Here is a 22,568-nt window from a genome sequence, read left to right on the forward strand (position 1 = left end):
TGCCGCCAAAGAGCGGGCCGCTGAAGGAAAGGACAGGAAGAGGCATGACTAATCTCAATCGCCGTATGCTGCTGGCCGGAGGGCTTGTCGCGCCCGCCGCCCTGGCGGCCTGCGGCAAGGGGCCGGACGCCGAAATCGTTTGGCGGCTCGGCACCAATCTGCCCATCAGCCACCCTCTGAGTGCGCGAATGAAGGAAGCCGCCGGGCGAGTTTACGAGAAATCTGGCCATCGCCTGTTCATCGAGGTGTATCCCAGCGCACAGCTCGGGACCGACGCAGACATGCTGGCCCAGGTGCGCGCCGGCGCGATTCAGATGCTCTCGATCTCCGGCCTGATCATGTCGATTCTGGTGCAGCAGACCGCGCTGAGCGGGATCGGCTTCGCGTTCCAGGACCGCCAGCAGCTCTTCAATGCGATGGACGGCGCCTTGGGAGCCGAAATCAAGGCTGCGCTCGCCCAGCACCATCTCATCGCGACGCCGAAAGTGTTCGAGAGCGGCTTCCGTCAGATCACCACGAGCAGCCGACCGATCAATTCGCCGGCCGACCTCGCCGGCATGAAGATCCGCGTACCGCTCGGCGCTCTCTGGACCTCCATGTTCCGCGCCTTCGGCGCCGCGCCGACGTCGATCAATTTCAGCGAGGTCTATTCCGCGCTTCAGACGCGCGTCGTGGAGGGACAGGAAAACCCGCTGGCCGTCGTGGATACGGGCAAACTCTACGAGGTGCAGCACTACTGCGCCCTGACCAACCACATGTGGGACGGCTTCTGGCTGATTCAAAACGAGAAGGCGTTGAGCCGTCTGCCCAGCGATCTGCGTGACCTTATCCAGTTCGAATTCTCTGGCGCCGCCGAACGGCAGCGCGAGGATCTGGCGGTCCTCGCGGAAACCCTGCCGAAGAAAATGCAGGACGAAGGGCTGATCCTCAATCGACCGGACACGCAAGTCTTCCGCCAGCATTTGCGCGACAAGGGGTTCTACGCCCACTGGCGATCGCAGCTGGGGGAGAGTTCCTGGCGCACCCTTGAGAGCTATGTGGGAGGGTTGGCATGAGCACCGCCGCCGTGGAGAACGCCGTCATTGCGGAGGGCGTGGCACCTCCCCATCACCCGCGCGGCAAGTTCGCGCACTACTTCGAGAAGGCCGTGGCTATTCCAGCGGCCATTATCGTGCTTGTCGAAATCGTGCTGCTGCTAACCAGCGTGATCTTCCGCTTCTTCCTGCACAATCCCATCGTCTGGGCCGACGAGTTGGCTTCGACCTTGTTCATCTGGATGGGCATGTTGGGGGCGGTCCTTGCGCTGCTGCGCGGTCAACATATGCGGCTAACGACCGTCGTCACGCGATCCTCTCCCAGGGTCCGACCGATCCTTGAGGCGCTTGCCGTCATGGCGCCGGCGTTGGTCCTGGCGCTCATGCTGCCGCAAGCCATTTTTTACGCTTATGAGGAGTCGATGATCACCACGCCCGCTCTGGGCTGGTCATTGGGAATCCGCGCCGCCGCCTTGCCGGTGGGCCTGGGATTGATGCTGTTGGTGGCTCTGATGCAGCTGCCTCGGCACTCGTTGAAGGCCATAGGCGTGACCGGCGCACTGCTTGCGATCGGCGCCCTGGGTCTGTGGGCCCTGTCACCGGTGTTGATCGAGCTGGGCCACATGAGCCTGATCCTGTTCTTCATTGTGCTCTTGCTGGGCGGTGTGGTGCTGGGCGTGCCAATCGCGTTCGCCTTCGCCCTCGCCACGGCGGCCTATCTTCTGACGATGACGGACGTGCCGATCTTGGTCATGACCAGCCGGATGGACGAGGGCATGAGTTCGCTGATCCTGCTGGCGGTGCCGCTCTTCGTCTTCCTTGGCGCCTTGATCGAAATGACCGGCATGGCGGCGGCGATGGTCGGGTTCCTCGCCTCGCTTCTGGGTCACGTTCGAGGCGGTCTGAATTACGTGCTGCTCGGCGCCATGTATCTGGTTTCGGGCATCTCAGGCTCCAAAGCCGCCGATATGGCGGCGGTGGCGCCGATCCTGTTCCCGGAAATGAAGAAGCGGGGCGGGGATGAGGGTGAGATGATCTCCCTGCTGTCGGCCTCGGGCGCCATGTCCGAGACCATTCCGCCGTCCATCGTCCTCATCGCTATCGGCTCGGTGGCGGGCGTTTCAATCGCCTCCCTGTTCATCGGCGGGCTGCTGCCGGCCTTCGTTCTCGCCATCGCCCTGGGCGTTATCTCTTGGCGGCGCTCACGCAAGGAGGACATGAGCAAGGTCGTCCGACCGACCCGCAAGATAATTTGGCGCGCCTTCGTCATCGCCTTGCCGGCTCTGCTGCTCCCTGTCGCTATCCGCTTCTTCGTCGCCGAAGGCGTAGCCACGGCGACGGAGGTCTCGACGCTGGCGATCGCCTATGGCGTGATCGCCGGACTGTTCATCTACCGCAAGTTCGATTACCGCCGGATCATCCCGATGCTGGCCAGCACAGCGGCGCTTTCCGGGGCCATTCTGCTGATCATCGGCGCGGCCAGTTCGATGGCCTGGTCCCTGACGACCTCGGGCTTCTCTGCCGATCTCACGCACATGATGTCCAATCTGCCAGGGGGTAAGTTTGGCTTCCTGGCCATGTCCATCATCATGTTCATTATCCTTGGAAGCATCCTCGAAGGCATCCCAGCCATCGTCCTATTCGGCCCGCTGCTCTTCCCGGTCGCCCGCGCCATGGAAATCAATGACGTGCACTACGCCATGGTGGTCATTCTCTCGATGGGGATCGGGCTCTTCGCTCCACCGTTCGGCGTCGGCTATTATTCGGCCTGCGCCATTGCGAAGGTCGATCCGGACGCGGGTCTGAAAAAGATCTGGCCTTATCTGGGCGCCCTGGTCATCGGCCTGATCGTCGTTGCAGCGGTTCCCTGGATTTCGACAGGCTTCTTGCCGACTAAGTAACGAAAACCGACGTGAGCTACGGAGCCCGGATACCGCTGCGTAGCTCACGTCGCCGGATGCCGCACCCACGGCATCGGCGGGCTGAGGTGGAGACAGGATTGGCTGTAGATCGAGAGCGCCGGAACAAGATGATCGGACGGAGCAAAAGCCCGCCTTCTGGCGTAGAGTAGTCGATTAAACCGTAGAACCACCGGACGGCGATGCAGACCCGCCCACTCGTGGAGGCGCTAGTTTGAATTCCATCTCTGAAGAGACAATAGGCCAACGATTTCAGGCCGCCGAAATTCTCACTCGCCATCCAGCCCGCCATCTCAAGCAGCAAGATTCGGGTTATTGCTGAGTTATGCGGACGGGAAATTCATTGCCACCCCACCCCAAAATTTTTGAGCTCGGACGAAATGCGGTGAATGGGTCTGAACCAGTCTGAGATATTGAAAAATAAACTCTCTTGCCGCCGCTCCATCCTACGCTAAACGACAAGTCTGCGAGAGCAAGGAAATACACCCGACATTCCGGCGCGTTATTACCTTGGGCTCAGCTCAGAGTGCGTCTCTGCGCGTCGTCAGCCGTCCCCAAAATCTCATCAGCCTAGTGCCAGTCTCCCGTTTTTAGAGACTAGTCCAGTTTCGGCCGTTCGTGCTTACGAGAAAATACAGGGAAATCTGATCAGACGCACTTGTTCAACCTGCGCGTCAAATTAGCCAGAAGCCCGGTGACCCAAGCTTCATTCGATAAAGCAGGTTCAGAATTTTAACAGAGAAAATAATCGCCCCGACCACAGAGCGTCAATTTTGGATCAGGGAAACAGACCGGATCAGGGCTCGCCCACCGGGTCTGGCTGCGAACATCGCCTGTTGTTCATCCCAAGTGAGAGTCAGGCCGCGATGTATGATCGCGTAAAGCGAGAGGGCCTCGGGCGCCGTGCCATCGAGAACCGCCTGCCTCAGATTCGACGCGAAAAAAGCGATGCAAAAAGCGATGCAATTAGATCCCCGAGAGCAAAAACAGTGCTGCTCAACGGCAGCTTTCGGCGTCAGCCTAATGTCGTGTAGCGCGTTAGGGCTCCAGAGCAGGGGAGAGCAAGAAGCTTTGCGCCTGCGCGACATGCAGAGTCGAGTGCGGGTGGAGGCTTATTTTGCGGGCGTCCCAACCCAGCAACCAAAGCCTCAGTTGGCCGGCACTCACAGTGAGCAGACCACGCAGGGCAGCGAGGCGAGCATACCAATTGGTTCTGTTATTTTGCGGCCTTGAGGCAAAATTGGTCTATTAATATTGTTGACATCTTGGTCTAATCCGAGCGACGGTCCCGTAACAAAAATGAGGCTCTGGGAGGCCCGGGATGAAGCGTTCGTTCGTGACGAGTGGATCCGCATGTCTGGTGCGTGGCGGAAAATACATGATGATGGGCGGCGTTTCGGCCCTGTCGTTTGCAGGCGCCGCCATGGCGCAGGACGTTGGCGCAGGTGCGACGTCCGTCGACGAGGTTGTGGTGACCGGGACGCGACGTACCGTTCAGACCTCTATCGAGACCAAGCGCGGATCGGCGACCATTGTGGACGCCCTGACGGCGGATGAGATCGGGGACTTGCCGGCCCTGTCCGTCGGCGAAGCGATCGAGACCATCACCGGGGCGGCGTCGCACCGCGAAAAGGGCGGTGCGTCCGAGGTGTCGATCCGCGGTCTGGGACCCTTCCTTGGAGCCTCGACCTTCAACGGTCGTGAAGCCACGAACGGCAGCGGCGATCGCTCGGTCAATTTCAACCAGTTTCCGTCCGAACTGATCAATCAGATCAAGGTTTACAAGACCCAGCAGGCCGACCTGGTGGAGGGCGGCGTCTCCGGTCTTGTGGAACTGGGCACGCTTCGGCCGTTGGATTTCAATCGCAGGCGGATCCAGGTCGAAGGCAAGCTTAACTTCAATCCCTATGATGACCGGCTACTGCAGCCCAATGGTCCCGGCTACCGGGGGACGGTCAGCTATGTCGATCAGTTCGATGCGGGATCGCTCGGACGGGTCGGTCTGTCGCTGGGTTTCCAGCGCAATGACGTTACGAACCCGGAGGAAGTCTATAACGCCAGCAGCACCTGGTACGCTTGTAATGACGCTCAGACTGCGGCTGGAAACTGCGCCGAAGTGACCCGCGGCCAGGCCGCGGCGGGGACGCCCTTCTATCTTGTGCCTGGGAGCTACATCTTCCGCCAGATTCAGGAGGATGACACGCGCGACGCCTGGTTCGGCGCGTTGCAATGGCGTCCGAACGACCGACTGAACATCAACCTCGACTATCAATACTCGGACCGATCCTACAACGAGCGCCGCTCCGAACTGGGAATCTCCGAGGCCCGCTACGGCCTGACCAATCGGGTGGTGAACGCGGACCACGTCCTGGAGGCGGTCAGCGGCAACAGTTCGATAGAGGTCAATTCGACCTTCAAGAACCGCTCGGAGACCTATGAGGGCGCGGGGCTCAACATCGAATACGATGTCACCGACGCGCTGACGATCAAGGCGGACGTCTCGTGGTCGCATACGCTCCGGAACGAGACGGATCGCAACGTCCGCCTCAGGTCCGACCCGCTGGACATCTACGGTAACCGAACGGCCCTGAACAATCAGCGTGTGCCCTACACCATGGATCTGCGTAACGGATCTGTGCCGACCTTCACCATCGATCCGCGGTTCGATATCAACAACCACGATCTGTTCAGCGACGACGCGCGCATCCGGCGCGACCAGAGCCAGAGGGACCACGAGATCATGGCGGCGCGCTTCGACGCCACCTATCAGCCGACCGGCGGGTTGTTCACCGCCTTCGACGCCGGCGTTCGCTACTCCGAGATGACCTTCACCGACTTCGACAACCGCGTGGAGTTCACCCAGGATGATCGCGCGGTCGACCGGGCTGCGAACCTGGCCTGCCGCCGCGCCTTCCCGCAGCGCGACTTTCTGAAGATTTCCGAGTCCAACAGCATCAACAGCTGGGCATCGTTCGACGCGGTCTGCCTGTTCGAGTCCTATGCGGGCACGCCCGACACGGGCCTGCCGCTCGACATCCGCGCGGTGGAGAACCGTGACGTCGCCGAGGACGTCCTGGCCGCCTACGGCATGGCCAGTTTCGAAACCTCGCTGGGCGCCTTGCCGCTCCGCGGCAATGTCGGCGTTCGCGTCGTCGATACCCAGGTGACGTCCAAGGGCCTGCGCGCTGACCTGGATGTCGTCAACAATCCGGACGGAACGATCAGTCTCGTCCCCACCGGTGCGTTCGACGAGGTGGTCATCGAGGCCGGCACGACGCGCTGGCTGCCGAGCCTCAACCTGACCTTCGAACTGAAGGAGGACCTGCTTCTGCGCGCAGGGGTCTTCCGCGCCATGTCGCGGCCTGCGCCGAGTGCCCTGGGTGCGGGACGGATCATCACCGTGGATACCGGGACGGACTACGCCAGCGTCGAGGACGCGGTGCGCAACATCACCGCCAACGGCAGCCCGCGCCTTGAGCCGCTGATGTCGTGGAACGCCGACCTGTCGCTGGAATATTACGCCAACAAGGACTCGCTCTACAGCTTGGCGCTCTACGCCAAGCAATTCACCGGCGGCTTCCAGCCGGTCGCCTATGACGAGAGCTTCACGATCGATGGTCAGACCGTCGTCGTTCCCGTGACCCAGACGGAGAACAGCGACGACGAAAGCACCCTGTTGGGCTTCGAAATCACCGCAGCTCACAGGTTCTCGAATCTGCCCGCGCCGTTCGACGGCCTGGGAACCAAGATCAGCTACAGCTACGCCGATCTCGATTTCGAAAATCAGGACGTCCGTTTGGGCGACATCGTCGACGCCGCCACGGGCGAAGTCACCGAGGGGATCATTCCTCCGGCGGGTCTGTCCGGCATGTCCAAACATGTGCTGGCGGCGCAGCTCTACTATCAGATCGGCAAGCTCGATCTGCAGGCCATCTACAAATACCGGTCCGACTATTATCAGGACTTTGTGGGTGGAAACGCACAGCTTCGCTATGTCCACGGCGTCGGCACGACCGACCTTCGCGCCAGCTACGCCATCAACCGCAACGCTCGCGTCCAAGTCGAGGCGGTGAATATCACCGATGAGCCGCGCATCGAGGACATGCCGGTCTGGGGCAGCACGCGCGGCTACTACGCCTATGGCGCGAAATACTATGCCAGCCTGCGTTATCGCTTCTGATCATGGGGGCGTCGGACCGATTGGCCCGACGCCCTGGTTCGGCTAAGCTCGGGTCATGAGACAGAGCCGTCTATTCCATTCCGTGGCCGAACAGATCGTCCAGTTGATCGCGACCGAAGGTCTCGGGCCAGGTGCGAAGCTGCCGGGCGAGCGTGAACTGGCCGATCGTTTCGGCGTCAGCCGGGTCACCGTGCGCGAGGCCGAGTTGGCCTTGCAGGCTCAGGGCAAGCTCTCGATCAAGACCGGTTCGGGCGTCTTCGTCTGTGCGAACCAAACCCGTTCGGACGGATTGCCGACAGTGAGCGCCTTCGAGGTGACGGAAGCCCGCTCGCTGTTCGAGTCCGAAGCCGCCGCCCTGGCGGCGGCGGTCATCCAGGACGAGGCCCTGGCGCGTCTCGACTATCTCGTCCAGGCGATGGACGGCAGCAATCCGGATCTGGATCCCGACACGGCGGATCGCGAATTCCATCACGTCATCGCCGCGTCGGCCAACAACGCCGCCGTGCTCCACACCATCGAGAATCTCTGGCGGATGAGGACCGAGCAGCCGCACGTGAGGGCCGCGCACAAGGCGGTCTGTGAGATCGACGATTCCTCGCGGGTCGCCGAACACACGGCCATCCTCGACGCCCTGAAGGCCCACGACGGCGCGGCGGCCCGGCGCGCCATGCGCAACCACTTCAACCGGCTGCTGTCGGTCATGCTGGACGCAAGCGCGGCTTCGGCGATGCAGGAACTGGAACGTCAGATGGCCGCCAGCCGCGAACGATTCATGATCAGCACGCGAGGATAATTTGCCGGACCAATTGGTATGAAAATAATCGCAAATCACCACACCAAATGGTTGGACTTCTAGGGGTTCACTGGTAGCGTCTTCCTCGACCGGAAAGGTCTGAAGGAGTTCGGCGGGACAAGCCGGACCGTGGGAGACGACCATGTTGGCAAGGCTGGCGGCGACTGCCGTCCTGTTCTGGTCCGGCGCCGCGGCGGCGGAAACCTCGACCCTGGTGAAGACGCCGGCTGAGTATCAGCGCGCGGTCCGCGCCGCGCAGCCGGGCGACACCATCCGTCTCGCAGACGGCGAGTGGCGCGACTTCCAGATTCTGTTCGAGGGCGAAGGGCGGCCGGATCGTCCCATAACGCTCACGGCGCAGACGCCGGGGCGTGTGATCCTGTCCGGCCAGTCCAACCTGCGTCTGTCCGGCCGCCAACTCGTCGTTTCCAATCTGGTGTTTCGCGACGGCTGGTCGCCGACCGGAGAGGTCGTCTCCTTCAGGCGGTCCCGCGACCGCAGGGCGATCGAAAGCCGGGTGACCGGCGTGGTGATCGACGGCTTCAACAAGCCGGATCGCGCCGCCTCCGACAACTGGGTGGCGATGTACGGCCAAGACAATCGCTTCGATCACAATCATCTCGTCGGCAAGACCAACCTCGGCACGACTTTGGTGGTGGTGCGCGACGCGACGCAGGGGCTCGAAAACCGCCACCGCATCGACCACAACTATTTCGGCCCGCGGCCCAATCTCGGCTCCAACGGCGGCGAGACCCTGCGGGTGGGAACCAGCGCAGATTCGCTGTCGGCCTCTCGTACACTCGTGGAGAACAACTGGTTCGAAGGTTGCGATGGCGAAGTCGAGATCGTCTCCAACAAGTCCGGCGGCAATATCTATCGCGGCAATGTCTTCTTCCACTCGCGCGGCGCACTGGTTCTGCGTCACGGTGACGGCAATCTGGTCGAAAACAACGTCTTCATCGGCGGGGGCAAACCCCATACCGGCGGCGTCCGCATCATCAATCGCGACCAGACCGTCCGAAACAACTATATGCAAGGCTTGGCCGGAGACGGCTTCGCTGCGGCACTGAGCGTCATGTATGGCGTGCCGGAGTCTCCGATCAACCGCTATCACCCCGTCGTCGGGGCGGTGATCGAGAACAATACCCTCATCGATGTACGCAGCGTCCTTCTCGGCGCCGGCATGGATGAAGAGCGTTCCGCCGCGCCGCGCCAGACGCGTTTTGCGAGCAATCTCATCGTCGCGACCGCCGAGGGGGCGGACCCCGTGCGAGGCCAGGGCGATCTGTCGGGTTTCGCGTTCTCGGGCAATATCCAGAGCCCGACGGCTTCGGCGATTTTGGCCGACGGGGTGACGGGACGGCAGGTGCGTCTTGTCTCTGGCCCTACCGGCCTGATGATGCCGGAAGAGACGGTCGGCGTCGGGGCGGACGTCCGTCTCCGTCCGATCGCCAGAACCGAAGTCGGCGTGAGTTGGTACTCGAAGGACGCAGCGATGGTTCGGCTCGACAGCGGAAACGCCGTCGCGGTGCGGCCGGGGGAGGGGACGCTGGCTGCGGCGGCCGAGGCTGCGGCGCCCGGTGACCGGCTGGAGCTTGTAGCGGGTCGGTACGAGGTCGATCGGACCCTCAGCCTGGACGCGCCGTTGACGGTTCAGGGACCGGTGAATGGCGTGGCCGAAATCGCCTTCAGTCGGCCCGCGTTGTTTCAGATCGAGGCCGGGGGCTCGCTGAGACTGTCGCGGGTGACTGTGTCCGGCCGGAACGCGCCGGACGAGGTCGGCAACGCCGTGATCCGCGTGCGGCCGGGATCGAACGCCGCCAACTATGAGCTGATCCTGGAAGACAGCCGCATCGACGGGCTGACCGTCAACCGGGGCTTCAACGTCGTCTCGACGGGAAAGGGAAGCATGGCCGCCCTGATCGCGCTGCGGCGGATGACGATTTCCGATGTGTCCGGCGCCGTCGTCTCGGCGGCCGCAGAGACCGACGACAAGGGCGCCTATAACGCCGAGCGGGTCGAGATCGAAGGCGGCGTGTTCCGGCAGGTCGGCGGCGGCGTCGTCGACCTCTATCGCGGCGGAACCGACGAAAGCACCTTCGGCCCGACACTCAAGGTGTGGGACGCTCTGTTCGATCACGTGGGTTCGCCAGACAGCCCCGCTGTTCTGATGCGGGGCGTCCAGCACGCCGAACTGCGTGGCAACCGCCTGATCGACAGCGGCCCCGTCCGCTTCACCCATACGGTCGGCGATCCCGTCCTTCTGGTTTCAGACAACCAGTTTGTGCGCACGCCTGACCTCCAATCCGACCTTGCTGCGGAGACCGCCCGATGATTCCTGGCCGCTCACTCGCCTTCATCTTGACTGTCGGCGTCGGCTTCGGCGCGATGGCGTCCGCCGCCTTGGCGCAGGTTCCGACGACCGTCGTCCTGTCCAGCGCCGTCCAGACCGCGTCCGCCGACGACGCAGGCCCCGTGCTCGTTTCGCCGTCCGACTGGCGGACCATGGCCGAGACTGGCGCGCGCTATCCGCTGTTCGCCGCCGAACAGGCGCGCGTCGAACGCGCTGTCCGCACCGCCATGGCGCGACCAATCAATGTGCCGATCCCCAAAGACCCTGGCGGCGGTTTCACTCACGAACAGCACAAGCGGAACTATCAGGCCGTCTACAACGCCGGCGCCCTCTACCGCCTGACCGGCGAAAAGGCCTATGCAGACCATGCGCGGGACGTGCTGCTGGAATACGCCAAACTCTATCCGACGCTCGGCGCCCACCCGGCAGGGCGAGGCCAGATCCCCGGTCGCCTGTTCTGGCAGACGCTGAATGACTCCGTCTGGCTGGTCTATGCGAGCCAAGGATACGACGCCATTCGCGACACCCTGTCGGCCGAAGATCGCAAGACCATCGACGACGACGTCTTCCGACGCATGGCGCGCTTCCTGTCGGACGAGACGCCGCAGAACTTCGACCGTATCCACAACCATGCGACTTGGGCCGTCGCCGGTGTTGGCATGACGGGCTACGTCCTGCGGGATCGAGACTTGACGGAAAAGGCGCTGACCGGTCTGGCCAAGACCGGTGAGGCGGGCTTCCTACGCCAGATCGACCAACTGTTCTCGCCTGACGGCTACTACGAGGAAGGGCCCTATTATCAGCGCTACGCCATGGCGCCCTTCATCATCTTCGCACGCGCCATCGATCAGAACGAACCCGAACGCGGCATCTTCCGTCACCGGGACGGCGTGCTTCTGAAAGCGGTCGATACGCTGATACAGTCCAGCTACGCCGGCTATTTCATACCCATCAACGACGCCATTCTCGACAAGGGTCTGGACACCGAGGAACTCGTGGCCGGGGTCGCGGTCGCCTATGCCCGCACCGGAGAGCGCGGTCTTCTTTCGATCGCCGAGGCGCAGGGGCGCACCCTGCTGTCTCCGGACGGGTTGAAGGTCGCCCAGGGGTTGGCCGAGGGCGCGCCGGAGCCTTTCGCCTTCAGATCGGTCATGCTGCGCGACGGCCCGGACGGAGAAAGCGGCGGACTGGGCATCCTGCGGTCCGGCGGTCCGGATGGGCAGGCGTTGGTGTTCAAGGCCACGGCCCAGGGCATGGGCCATGGTCATTTCGACAAGCTGAACTGGCTCTTCTACAACAACGGTCGGACGGTGGTGTCCGACTATGGCGCGGCCCGGTTCCTGAACATCGAAGCCAAGGCAGGCGGAATCTATCTGCCCGAGAACACCTCCTGGGCGAAACAGACCGTCGCCCACAACACCCTGATCGTGAACGAAGCCAGCCATTTCGGCGGCGACTGGCGCGTCGGCGAGGCGCGCCCGCCCGAGCGGTTGGTGTTCGACACGGACGAAGACACCCAGATTGTGTCGGCGCGGCAGACGGGCGCCTATGATGGCGTCGTCTTCACCCGCACCCAGGCGCTCGTGCGTCATCCCGAACTCGGTCGGTCCGTGGTCGTCGATCTGCTGCGTGTCAGCGGCGACCGGCCTGCCCGGTACGACCTGCCGCTGCACTACAACGGTCACATCATGACGGTCGGGTTCGAGGCGCAACGCGCCGTGGCCTCCCGTCCGGTCCTCGGCGCCGCCAACGGCTATCAGCATCTCTGGGTCGATGCGTCCTCCGAGCCGACGACGGAGGCGCGCAGCCTTACTTGGCTTCTGGACGGACGGTTCTACACCTATCGGTTCGCGGCCGACGCCCCGTCGCGCGCCATTCTGGCCGAGAGCGGCGCCAATGACCCGGACTTCAACCTGAGGCGCGAACCGTCCCTGATCCAGCGTGTGGATGGTCAGAAGGATGTCAGCTTCGTCGGCGTCCTGGAGCCGCACGGCCTCTACGACGGAACGGCCGAAACCGTCACCGGGGCGGCCAGCGGCGTGCAGTCGATCCGACAGGTGCGTGGCGACGACGCGACCGTGGTGGTGCTGACCCTGCCGTCGGGCAAGCGGCTCGTGCTCGGCGTCGCCGACGACCCGGCGGAGGGTCGCTCGCACACCGTTTCGGCCGATGGTCAGACCTACCAGTGGACCGGCGCCTGGGCGCGCCTGGATCGATAGAGGCCGGCGCATCGCGACCGACCCGAGACATGGGCCCGAGACATGGGAGTGAGGACTATGCAGAAACCATCCGCCATCCGGTGGGCCATCATCGCCCTGATCGCAGTGGCGACGGTGATCAACTACATCGACCGCAACGCGCTCGCGGTGATGTGGCCGGAGATCGCCGGCGAGATCGGCGCGACCAAGGAGGACTACGCCCTTCTCGTCACCATCTTCATGCTCTTCTACGCGGCGGGCCAGTTCGCCTTTGGCCGGCTGTTCGATCGGATCGGCACCCGCCTGGGGTTCGCCTGGTCGATCGGCGTCTGGTCGATCTCCATCGCCCTGCATTCGGTGGCCGGCTCCATCGCTTCGTTCAGCATCTTCCGTGCCATGCTGGGGATCAGCGAGGCCGGCGCGTGGCCGGGCGCGGTCAAGGCCAACGCGGAATGGTTTCCGCCTCGGGAACGCGCCTTCGCCCAGGGCATCTTCAACGCCGGGGCCTCCATCGGGGCCATCATCTCTGCACCGTTGATCGCCTTCCTTTTTCTGTCGCTGGGATGGAAGGGCACCTTCCTCCTGATCGGCGGCCTCGGCTTCGTCTGGGTCTTGCCGTGGCTGATCATCTACCGCGCGGGTCCCGATCGCCACCCCTGGGTCAACGCTGCGGAACGCGCGCTTATTCTGGATGCGCCGGAAGAGACGGGGCAGGCTGCGGCGGCCGCTTATACGCCCACCCTCAAACAGATGATGTCGCACCGCCAGTCCTGGGGCATCGTCATCTCGCGCTTCTTCCTGGACCCGATCTGGTGGTTGTTCGTCTCCTGGCTGCCGATCTATCTGGCGGAAACCTTCGCCTTCGACATCAAGCAGATCGGCATCTTCGCCTGGGTGCCGTTCGTCGGCGCCATGTTCGGCAGCCTGTTCGGCGGATGGCTCTCAGGAAAACTCATCGGTTCCGGCTGGAGCATCGACCGCGCCCGTAAGTGGACCATCACTCTGGGCTGCGTGATCATGGGGCCCGCGCTGCTCGGTGCAGTTCTGGCTTCTGATCCGACCGTAGCGGTGCTCACGATCGCCGGCGTCCTGTTCGGGTTCCAGATCGCCATCGGCAATATCCAGACCCTTCCCGGCGATGTCTTTCACGGCAAGTCCGTCGGGTCCCTAGCCGGCATCGGCGGCATGGCGGCGGTCGCCGGCACCCTGATCACAACCTGGCTCGTGCCCGTCATGACCAAGGTCTCCTACGCCCCGATCTTCATCCTGGTGGCGGCGCTTGTGCCGCTGTCGCTGGCGGCGATTTGGTTCGTCACCGGCCGGATCGAAAAGGTCGATGGACCTGTCGCCAAGGTCGTCGATGACCAAGCCTGACTTTTCAACCTCTCCCGTTCCAAAGGACAAGACGACCATGACCCTGAACAATAAGGTGGCCATCGTCACCGGCGGCGGCCGCGACATCGGCCGCGCGGTCTCGCTGAAGCTGGCTGCAGAAGGCGCCAAGGTCTGCATCAACTACGCCAATGATTCAGCCAGCGCCGAAGAGACCCTGCGCCTGATCGAGGCGGCTGGCGGCACGGCGATCGTTCACAAGGCAGATGTGACCGATGCGACGGCGGTGGACGGCCTGGTCGCCGCCACCCAGGCTGCCTTCGGAGACACGATCGACATTCTGATCAACACGGCCGGCGGCATGGTCGCGCGCAAACCGCTCGCGGATATCGACGAGACCTTCTTCCACACCGTCATGAACCTGAACATGACCTCGGTCTTCCTGACGACGCGGGCGGTCGTGCCGCACATGGGCGAGGGCGCTGCCATCGTGAACTTCGCCTCCCTCGCCGGGCGCGACGGCGGCGGACCTGGCGCCGCCATCTACGCCACCTCCAAGGCGGCCGTCATGACCTTTACGCGCGCCATGGCCAAGGAGTTGGGCCCTAAGGGCATCCGCGTGAACGCCCTGTGCTGCGGCATGATCTCGACGCGCTTCCACGACGACTTCACCAAGCCCGAAGTGCGCCAGGCTGTGGCCGGAAGCGTTCCGCTTCGCCGCGAAGGTCGTCCGCAGGAAGCGGCAGAGACTGCCGTCTTCCTGGCCTCCGACGCGGCCGGTTACATCACCGGCGCCAACATCGATGTGAACGGCGGCGCGTCGTTTTCCTGATCCGCCTGCTGGAGGGCACCCATGCTGAAACACCTGTTTGCGAGCATCTGCACCGCCGCCGTTCTGACCGCGACGGGGGGGACGGCGGCCGAGGTATGGGTTCCCCTGTGGACCGCATCGCCTGCTCCGGATCGCCGGGACGGCACACCTGAAGCTCCGCTTCAGTTCAACGCCGAGACGGTGCGTCAGGACATGCGACTCGGTGCCTCTGCGAACGCGCTTCGGTTCCGGATCAGCAATGAACTGGGGGATGCGCCCCTGCATGTGTCCCATCTCGCCGTCCGAAAGAAGGGTGAGGACGGAAACGGGCTTCCCGTCCTGTTCAACGGCCGGTCCGACATCGTCGTCCCCGTCGGAGCGGCGCTGATCAGCGACCCGGTGGCCCTGGCTGTTCCGGCTTTCGCCGACGTGGCCATGAGCCTGTATTTCCCCGAGCCGACGCGGCCGGCTGTCCGGCGCACGCCGGTTCGGGTCGTCGCAGGCCTTGTCGACGTGGGCGACGAAGCCCGGCTGACTCGTCGTCAGAATGTGGTCTCCGCCGTCTACGGAGCGCGGGAGGCGGCCCCGACCATCGTTGTCGCGCTCGGCGATTCGATCACCGAAGGCGCGACGGCCACCCTCGGCGCGCATCTCGACTGGCCATCGGTGCTCGCGCGACGCTTTGATGAGACCTGTCCGGGACAGGTCGTGGTGCTCAATCAGGGCATCAGCGGCAACCGCCTCATGGATCATGGCCGCAGCCACAGCGCCTTGGCGCGGCTCGACCGTGATGTCCTCGCTCAGCCTGAGGTCGATTTCGTCATCCTGCTCGAAGGCATCAATGACATCCGCCACAGCGGCGCCCCCCTGATGCGCCCAGGCCGTGATGCTGCAGACATGGAACTCGGCTATCGGCAGATCGTGGCGCGACTGCATGACCACGGGATCAAGGTCGTGGGCGGCAGCCTGACGCCGTTCGAGGGATCGGAACGCTACGAGCCCGTCTCCGAGGCGACGCGCCAGTCCTTGAACCGCTTCATCCGAACCGGCGGCGTATTCGACGCCGTCATCGACTTCGACGCCGCCGTGCGCGACCCGGCAAAGCCGGAAGGTTTTCTGGCGGGCGCCAGCCGCGACGACCGGCTGCATCCCAATGACGCTGGCTACGCCCTGATGTCCGAGGCGGTCGATCTATCGGTCTTCGGCTGCAGCCCGAAATGATCGGGGCTGTAGAGGCCTGGCCCATTCTTCCCGCCGAAGGTCGGCGTTGGGATTGTCTGGCTCTCGGAGAGGTGATGCTCAGATTCGATCCGGGAGAAGACCGCGTGCGCAGCGCTCGCAACTTTAGGGTCTGGGAGGGCGGCGGCGAATACAATGTCGCCCGAGGGCTGAGAAAGACGTTCGGTCGCCGGACAGGTGTGCTCACGGCCTTGCCCGACAACGAACTCGGCGCCCTGGCCCTCGACCTGATTGGACAGGGCGGGGTGGACGCTTCAGAAATCCTTTGGCGGACCTATGACGGCATTGGTCGATCGACACGTCTCGGCTTGAACTTCACCGAACGGGGCTTTGGGCTTCGCGGCGCGCTGGGTGTGTCGGACCGGGCAAACTCGGCCGCGTCGCAGATCGCGCCCGACGATTTCGATTGGGATCGTTTGTTCGGCGCCGGCGGCGCGCGGTGGCTTCACACAGGGGGCATATTCGCAGCCCTTTCCGAGAAGACGGCCGAGGCCGCTGTGGTAGCCGTGCAGTCGGCCCGTCGCCATGGCGTCATGGTGTCCTATGATCTCAACTACCGGGCCAGCCTATGGGACAGCCATCCGTCGCCAGACGCCGCGCGTCGGATCAACCAAGCCATCGTCGCGGAATGCGATCTGCTGTTTGGTGATGAGTTTGGTCTGGCCGCCTGTCTCGGCATGGATCTCAGCACGCTGGAGCCACGACGAACGCCCATGGACGACGGACCGCCTCACGCGGCCGCTCGGGCCGTTTTCGAGACATTCCCGCAGTTAAGAGCCGTGGCCTATACGTTGCGCGAGCCCAAGTCCGCCTCGGTGAACGCGTGGCAGGGCGTACTGGAAGGCCGATCGGCGCGTTGGGTCTCGACACTACGGCCGAGCGTGGAGCTGCTTGACCGTGTCGGCGGCGGAGACGCTTTCGCTTCTGGCATGATCGAAGGGCTGCTTGAGGGCGGGACGCCGCAGCGAGCCGTGGATCTCGCCACGGCGCACGGCGCCTTGGCGATGACCACGCCGGGGGACAACGCCAATGTATCGGCGGCTGAGGTCGAGACCGCCGTGCTCGGAGCGCCTGCTTTAACCCGCAGGTGAACGCGCGAATACACCAGGCCCCTCCGACGCAAATCCCTGTCTTGCCTCACCCCTTCGCTAGACCTTCCCATTACACATATTGCCGCTCGCACCGGCTCTTGCGTGTCTTAGGCACAGTTTGCGCTTCGCGGTTTACAGGGAGGGGATCTTCGACCCCTTTAATGCCAGAGATGATTGTCCTCTGGCCCATTGCCAATGTTAGGCGATCATTGAGATGACGGTATCGTCTCAACACGATTGCCAATATGTCGGATGAATTCGTCGGTATAAAAGCGGCTCAGGGATCGCGATGGCTGCGCCTTGCAGAGCCAGTAGCGTGGTTAGTCCGCCGATTAGACGGCGGAGATTGCTCAAATTTTATGGTCTATTCCCAATAGAGCGGGAGTGAGGAGTAGCAGGGATCCGGATGCTGTTCTGACGAGGGGATTTCGTTGACGACAGAGACTCAGCGGTCAGGTTGAAACGGGGCGACCTGTAGCCTTAGGGTGGTATAAGCCGCAGAGAAAGCTCGACAATTCGCGCGTACCCTCGATGTCTGCTACTGGCGATCCGATGCGGGCTTGGCGCGTTGTACCAAAACGTCGTTTTACGCGACCTAGAAACGCATGGGGCTGGGAAGCGTGCTCCGACGCTACTTTCGAGGGGCGGAAAGCGGCGGCGACGCCAGCCCTGTATTCCAGTTCCAAGGCTGGTTGGCGGCCGCCCGTCGACGGACGGCCTCTTCGTGCAACTCGACCATGCCCGGGAACAGGTCGTGCTGGGCAGTGGCTACATCTGCGAAGTGCATGAACATGGCGTCGGACCCGTAGGGCTCCCAAACCGGCGCCGCGTTTGCGCGGGGCCGGGCATCACGCACGAAGGCGGCCCAGTAGCTGACCATGGCGTCTGACAGACGGGTTTCGCGCTCGGTTTGCGGGATCCGCGGCCAGCGCGGCGGCGTGCGATCCAACGTCCCAAAGACGTAGGGCAGTTCGGCGGCGTGGAAGGCATGGAGATTGGCGTCGTCCGCCGCCGGATAGCCGTGGTCGAACAGATAGAGGAAGGACGGCTGGCCCGCCGCCGTCTGGGAGCGCACCAGCCGCTCTGACGTCCAGCCGTAAAGCGCGTCGCGACTGTTCGCCAAGATGCTCTCGCCCATGTCCGACGACGGATAGAGTTGCAGGAAGGCGTCGGCGAGGTCGCCGTAGCGGTCGCGGATCGTCCGCTCATAATCTGCGGCGCTGGCCGGCGTCGGCGGCGCCAGCATCCGCAGCGATCGGATCTCACCGCTGTTGAAGCCGGCCAGAACCGGGACCTTGGCCTGCCGCCCCTGATCGAAGACATTGATCAGTTGGCCCGGAAGGACCTTGCCGTCGATCGCACCGAACGGCGAGAAGCCGCCCATGGCCGCGCGGTCCGTCAAGGTTTGCGGATCCATGCCGCGCAACACGCGCAGACCAGGAGCTTGCAAGGTTCTGGACAGGGCGGCGCCAGCGTCTTCCGCGGAAGGGGCGCCGAAACGGGCCGCCTTCAGCTCTGGCGTTGAAATCATATAAGCGCTCTGAGCGATGGCTCGGTCGAACAGGCCTCGCGCCAGCGGGGAGGTCATGAGGTAGAGTACGCTTAGTCCGCCGGCGGACTCGCCGGCGATGGTCACCTGGTCCGGATCGCCGCCAAAGGCTGCAATGTTGCGCTTTACCCACTCCAGCGCCGCGACCTGATCCATCAAGCCGTAGTTGCCCGAGATGCCGGCGGGCGATTCCGCGCTGAGGTCCGGATGGGCCAGCCAGCCCAGCACGCCCAGGCGATAGTTGATCGACACCACGACCACACCCTCGCGAGCCATTCGGGCGCCGTCATACAGTGTTTCCTTGCTGGATCCGGCGACCAGGGCGCCGCCATGGATCCAGACCATCACCGGCGCCTTGGTGGTGGTTCCGGGGGTCCAGACGTTCAAGGTCAGGCAGTCCTCGCTGGTCCTCCCCAGGTCGGAGGAATAGATCGACTGAACGACAGGCGTGGGCTGAACACAGGCGGGGCCGAAGCCGGTGGCGTCACGCACGCCGTTCCACGTCGCCGCAGGGGCGGGTGGGCGCCAGCGCATCTCGCCGACGGGCGGGGCGGCGTAAGGAATGCCCTTGAAGCTGAGGATGTCGCCATCGGCCTGGCCGCGAACTGCGCCTGCGGCAGCGGTCACGACGGGTGCGGTCTGAGCTGATGGCGCTGAGACACAGGCCATCAACGCCAGGGCGGCGCCGGCGGCGAAGGAAGGGAAGAAACGGCGCATCAGGCGGCTCCAGGTTTCGAGGTCTTGCGTCCCAGTACTCGGGCCAGCCACAGGAACAGGCCGATGGCGACGAGATAGACCGGGATAAGGGTGTAGAGCGCGATCTGCAGCGAGTTTTCGGGATGGGCCGCGCGGAAGAAGTCGCTGGCCGCGCCGACGTAGGTCGGGCCGACGCCCATGCCGATGAAGTTCATCACCAGCAGCAGCAGGGCGCCCGACATGACCCGCTGGTTCGGCTTCACCTCTTCCTGCACCAGCGCCACCGAAGACGACAGGTAGAAGTAGTTCAGGAAGTTCGGCCCCAGCATCAGCGCCAAGGCCAGCGGCCACGACGGCGCCCAGACGAATGCGATGTAGAAGGGCAGGGCGAGGGACAACGAGACGGCCGGCAACAGGGCATAGGCCTTGCGCGTGCGCTTGGTGTATTTGTCGATCAGCCAGCCGGAAGCGAAGATACCGCCCCCCATTCCGATGGCCACGACCAGGGCGTACCAAAGCGCCACGTCGCCCAGCTCCATCCCCTTTTCACGCATCAGGAACAGGACGGCGAAATTGCCCAGGCCATAGGTGACGATCTGGGTCACGCCGCTGCCCAGGGACGCCAGCACCAGGACGGGGTTGGAGAAGAACATCTTCACCGTGTCCCAGAAGCCGGCGCGGACCGGTGAGGCGGCAGGGGCCGCAGTTTTGGCCGCGTCCAGCCCGCCCCGCCTTGGCTCCTTGACCAGGAACGGCGTCACGAGCGCGACGACCAGGCCGACGACGCCGATGGCGATGAAGGCGTCGCGCCAGCTGAAGGCGGCCGCCACCGAGGCGCCGAAGGCGATGCCGAGCGCCGCGCCGACGGGCGGACCCAGATTGAAGATGCCCAACGCCATGCCGCGACGACCGGGCGGGAAATAGTCGGTGATGATCGCGTAGGACGGCGGCACGCCCCCGGCCTCGCCGAAGCCGACTGTCATCCGCGACATGGCCAACTGGCCAAAGTTGCGCGACAGGCCGCAGGCGATGGTCGCCGCACTCCATATGCCGCAGGCGATCGACACGACCCTAACCCGGTTGGTCCGGTCGGCCAGCCAGCCGACGGGTATGGCGATGAAGCAGTAGAAGAATGCGAAATACAGCCCGCCGAGCAGGCCCAACTGTCCGTCGGTGATATTCAGGGCGTCCTGGATCGGCTTGGCCAGGATCGACAGCAGCTGCCGGTCCAGGAAGTTCAGCACATAGATGAACCACAGGACGCCCAGGGCGACCCAGGCGTTTCGCCCGACCGAAGGTCTGGCGACGGCGGGCGGGTCTGCGGGTTCGATTGGCGTCGCACTCATCGGTCGTTTCCTCGGGATGCGGGCCTGATGGCCCGTCTATTTTTCGGGTTGGGTCAGGGCGGCGTAGGTGAGGGTGCGGGCCCTGGCGCGGAACTCGCTGCTGACGGGATCGGCCATCCGCTGGATCATGCCGACGAAGATCAGGTCATTCTCAGGGTCTATCCAGAACCAGGTCCCGCCGCCGCCGCCCCAGCTGAGCGTGCCCTTGCCCTCGACCGCGCCGAGCGCCTGGGGATCGATCATGATGGCGAAGTCCAGACCGAAGCCGAAGGCGGGGTTGAACGGCAGAAGGCGCAGCGGATTGGCGGTGTTCAACACGGCGTCGGGAATGACGTTGGTCGCCATCAGGTCGATGCTGGCGGACGACACGACACGGACGCCGTCCAGTTCGCCCTTGTTGAGGATCATCTGGCAGAACCGTGCATAATCGATCGCCGTCGAGACCAGGCCCCCGCCGCCGCCCTCGAACCGGGGCGGGCGCGTATAGTCGTTGATCGGCATGTCGAAGGCTTCGGTTGCGACCTTCAGCCCGCCCTTGCCGTCGCCGCTGTACATCTCCGTCAGCCGGTGAACCTGATTGGCCGGGACATGAAAGCCGGTGTCGACCATGCCCAGCGGCGTGAAGATCCGGGTGTGCAGGAAGTCGCCGAACGTCTGGCCGGACAGACGCTCAACCACCAGGGCCTGAAGGTCGGTGGCGATGGAGTAGAACCATTCGGTTCCGGGCTGGAACATCAGCGGGATCGTGGCGGCGCGTCGGACCAGATCTTCGTGGCTGTTCGCCATCATGACGCCCGCCTCGCGATAGGCGCGTTCGATGGGGTGGACGTCGAACAGGCCGTAGCCGAGGCCGGTCGTGTGGCTCATCAGTTCGCGCATGGTCGGCGGTCGAATGGCGTCCTGCGTCAGCATCGTTCCGTCCGGCGCCAGGCCGGCGAAGACCTTCTGGCCGGCCAATTCCGGCAGAACATCGGTGACCGGATCGTCGAGACGCCAGCGGCCCTCCTCGAACAGGATCATCATGGCCACGCCCGTGACCGGTTTGGTCATCGAGTAGATGCGGAAGATGGCGTCTCGCGCCAGCGCGGCCTCATCGCCAAGACGCGCCTTGCCGAAGGTGTTGAAGGCGACGATCTGTCCATGACGCATCAGCAGGGTCGACGTTCCCGCCACCATCCCGGCCTCGACCATGCCTGACATATAGCCGTCGAGCGCGCCGAGGCGGTCAGCGTCAAAACCCAGCGCCTCGGGCGAAGGCGCGAAAGGAAGGCCGCCCAGGGTCATTCGCGTGCGCTCCGCAGCCGCTCTTGCGCACGGTCGCGGCAGACGCCGATGAAGCCGTGGGCCATGAAGGCCGCCATCCGCTCCTTGATCGCCTCGAAGTCGTCGGACCGACATTTGCCGCCCGACAGGTGATCGATCCGTCCAGTGCGCGCCAGGCTCAGCGTCAAGGCGCCCGTGACGAAGTGATAGCCCCAGAAGATGTCTTCCTCGGCCGCGTCGGGCATCGCCTGTTTCAACAGGTCGATGAGGCGCAACACGACGGGGTCGTACAGCCGGTCCATGACCTCGGCGCCCCAGGCGGGCGTGTTGTTGATCTGGGCGCTGAGGGCGCCGAAATGCCGCCAGCCGTCGCCGCCGGTCGAATAGGTGTCCAGATCAGTGTCCAGGAAGGCGCGCAGGGCGCCCTCGACCGTCGGCTCTCCGCCCACGGCGTTTTTGTAGGCGTCGAGCGCCTCCATGCGGCGTCCGCTGGTGATGGGCGCGCGTCGCGCCATGACCCGGTCGAACACCTCCTGCTTATCGGTGAAATAGTAGTGGACCAGCGACTTATGCACGCCGACCTTTTCGGCGATGTCCTTGATGGTCACCCCGTAGAAGCCGTGCTGCGAGAACAGCTCCTCGGCGGCGTCAAGAAGTTGCTCCAGGCTTTCGGCCCGTTGTTCAGCCTTGCGACGCGGTTTCGGAGACGGGGTGTTCATGGCCAGAACCTCATGACGGTCCGGCGCGCCCCAAGGGTGAAACGC

Annotated in this window: 14 protein-coding genes; 10 read left to right on the forward strand and 4 right to left on the reverse strand. The window is 64.0% G+C overall.

The features are described from left to right. Nucleotides 1-44: 44 nt before the first annotated feature. The 10 genes from CHRYSEO8AT_RS10795 (at nucleotide 45) to CHRYSEO8AT_RS10840 (ending at nucleotide 16,950) form a co-directional block, all read left to right on the forward strand. Entirely contained in the window at nucleotides 45-1,055 is a 1,011-nt protein-coding gene (locus CHRYSEO8AT_RS10795) for a TRAP transporter substrate-binding protein (RefSeq protein WP_159849881.1), read from the forward strand. Further along, a complete protein-coding gene (locus CHRYSEO8AT_RS10800) occupies nucleotides 1,052-2,935 on the forward strand; it encodes a TRAP transporter large permease subunit (RefSeq protein WP_159849883.1) in 1,884 nt (627 codons plus the stop codon). Before CHRYSEO8AT_RS10795 ends, CHRYSEO8AT_RS10800 begins: the two co-directional genes overlap by 4 nt. A gap of 1,339 nt (nucleotides 2,936-4,274) precedes the next feature. Then, entirely contained in the window at nucleotides 4,275-7,133 is a 2,859-nt protein-coding gene (locus CHRYSEO8AT_RS10805; RefSeq protein WP_201304411.1) for a TonB-dependent receptor, read from the forward strand. A gap of 55 nt (nucleotides 7,134-7,188) precedes the next feature. Next, nucleotides 7,189-7,926 carry a FadR/GntR family transcriptional regulator gene (locus CHRYSEO8AT_RS10810; protein ID WP_159849885.1) on the forward strand — a complete coding sequence of 246 codons (738 nt, stop codon included), beginning with the start codon at nucleotides 7,189-7,191 and terminating at the stop codon, nucleotides 7,924-7,926. Nucleotides 7,927-8,068: 142 nt separating this feature from the next. Continuing rightward, the gene (locus tag CHRYSEO8AT_RS10815; RefSeq protein ID WP_159849887.1) at nucleotides 8,069-10,261 is read left to right on the forward strand and encodes a polysaccharide lyase 6 family protein; all 2,193 of its coding nucleotides are present in this window, start codon (nucleotides 8,069-8,071) and stop codon (nucleotides 10,259-10,261) included. Then, a complete protein-coding gene (locus CHRYSEO8AT_RS10820) occupies nucleotides 10,258-12,498 on the forward strand; it encodes an alginate lyase family protein (RefSeq protein WP_236547511.1) in 2,241 nt (746 codons plus the stop codon). Before CHRYSEO8AT_RS10815 ends, CHRYSEO8AT_RS10820 begins: the two co-directional genes overlap by 4 nt. A 57-nt stretch (nucleotides 12,499-12,555) precedes the next feature. Then, on the forward strand, nucleotides 12,556-13,851 hold the full coding sequence (locus CHRYSEO8AT_RS10825; protein ID WP_201304412.1) for an MFS transporter: 1,296 nt from the start codon (nucleotides 12,556-12,558) through the stop codon (nucleotides 13,849-13,851). Nucleotides 13,852-13,888: 37 nt separating this feature from the next. Then, the gene (locus CHRYSEO8AT_RS10830) at nucleotides 13,889-14,641 is read left to right on the forward strand and encodes an SDR family NAD(P)-dependent oxidoreductase (protein WP_159849891.1); all 753 of its coding nucleotides are present in this window, start codon (nucleotides 13,889-13,891) and stop codon (nucleotides 14,639-14,641) included. A gap of 21 nt (nucleotides 14,642-14,662) precedes the next feature. Next, on the forward strand, nucleotides 14,663-15,841 hold the full coding sequence (locus CHRYSEO8AT_RS10835) for an SGNH/GDSL hydrolase family protein (RefSeq protein WP_159849893.1): 1,179 nt from the start codon (nucleotides 14,663-14,665) through the stop codon (nucleotides 15,839-15,841). Continuing rightward, nucleotides 15,838-16,950 (forward strand): sugar kinase, encoded by a 1,113-nt coding sequence (locus tag CHRYSEO8AT_RS10840; RefSeq protein ID WP_159849895.1) that lies wholly within the window; start codon nucleotides 15,838-15,840, stop codon nucleotides 16,948-16,950. The genes CHRYSEO8AT_RS10835 and CHRYSEO8AT_RS10840 overlap by 4 nt, the downstream gene beginning before the upstream one ends. A gap of 631 nt (nucleotides 16,951-17,581) precedes the next feature. On the opposite strand, the gene CHRYSEO8AT_RS10845 is transcribed toward CHRYSEO8AT_RS10840, so the two are convergent. Genes CHRYSEO8AT_RS10845 through CHRYSEO8AT_RS10860 form a run of 4 tightly spaced genes read right to left on the reverse strand, consistent with a single transcriptional unit; the run spans nucleotide 17,582 to nucleotide 22,523 of the window. Then, a complete protein-coding gene (locus CHRYSEO8AT_RS10845; protein ID WP_159849897.1) occupies nucleotides 17,582-19,216 on the reverse strand; it encodes a carboxylesterase/lipase family protein in 1,635 nt (544 codons plus the stop codon). Further along, nucleotides 19,216-20,541 (reverse strand): MFS transporter, encoded by a 1,326-nt coding sequence (locus CHRYSEO8AT_RS10850; RefSeq protein WP_159849899.1) that lies wholly within the window; start codon nucleotides 20,539-20,541, stop codon nucleotides 19,216-19,218. Before CHRYSEO8AT_RS10850 ends, CHRYSEO8AT_RS10845 begins: the two co-directional genes overlap by 1 nt. Nucleotides 20,542-20,577: 36 nt before the next feature. Continuing rightward, on the reverse strand, nucleotides 20,578-21,825 hold the full coding sequence (locus tag CHRYSEO8AT_RS10855; RefSeq protein WP_159849901.1) for a serine hydrolase: 1,248 nt from the start codon (nucleotides 21,823-21,825) through the stop codon (nucleotides 20,578-20,580). After that, the gene (locus CHRYSEO8AT_RS10860; RefSeq protein WP_159851707.1) at nucleotides 21,822-22,523 is read right to left on the reverse strand and encodes a TetR/AcrR family transcriptional regulator; all 702 of its coding nucleotides are present in this window, start codon (nucleotides 22,521-22,523) and stop codon (nucleotides 21,822-21,824) included. Before CHRYSEO8AT_RS10860 ends, CHRYSEO8AT_RS10855 begins: the two co-directional genes overlap by 4 nt. Nucleotides 22,524-22,568: the final 45 nt, after the last annotated feature.

The organism is Brevundimonas sp. G8, from assembly GCF_902506205.1.
Taxonomy (GTDB): domain Bacteria; phylum Pseudomonadota; class Alphaproteobacteria; order Caulobacterales; family Caulobacteraceae; genus Brevundimonas.